The organism is Dellaglioa sp. CoH-57-MRSF-19 (assembly GCF_056781975.1).
The window spans coordinates 1-598 of the sequence record NZ_JBXAXW010000079.1 but is presented as its reverse complement, the minus strand read 5'-3'; the positions used below and the strand labels follow the sequence as shown (position 1 = coordinate 598).

At 54.0% G+C, this 598-nt stretch carries 1 protein-coding gene; it reads left to right on the top strand.

Annotation, left to right across the window (positions count from 1 at the left end; all coding sequences use genetic code 11):
* Window positions 1–283: 283 nt before the first annotated feature.
* A partial coding sequence (locus AC1RO3_RS08305; RefSeq protein WP_481763974.1) for a hypothetical protein occupies window positions 284–598 on the top strand: 315 nt, incomplete at its 3' end.

Genomic DNA, 598 nt, shown 5'->3' with positions numbered 1-598 from the left:
AGCCCGGAGTGTCAATGAACCCGAATTCGATGGCCGTTGTTCCTGAGCACTCCGAATTTACATTGCCGGGTGCTGCGCGTGGCACGACTCAGGTTGGTCTTGGCACTTTCGGATTCACGGCCGGTACTTCTGATTCACTCCTTATGATGAACTCGCATTACTTCACATCATGAACCTAACAGACGCCCTTGCGTGGACGGGGCCCTCCGCGTATGCGCAGGGGCGCGCTCAGGACCCCGAACTAGATCATCACGAAACGCCAGAACCAGAAGATGAAGGACCGATGAGTCTGGAGCGATTCATTGAGCACACCATACACCCGGGCCCGAAGCGTGCAGCTGAAATGGAGTGGTCAATTGCTGGTCTGGCAAACTGGCACAGCTCTTCGTCGCACGGTCACAGTGATGTGGCGCGGCTCATAACATGGCCGATCTATAATTACCTGAAGGATATGGGATTGATCGACAAGGGAGGCAAGCGCGCTAATCTGCTTGAGTGGACACATCATTTCATATCGCGCCTTATCCGCAAATTTGCGAAGCGCCAGATGAAGAAATGGCTGACCAAGTTCTTGTGGCGGTTTATACGGTTTGCGGCG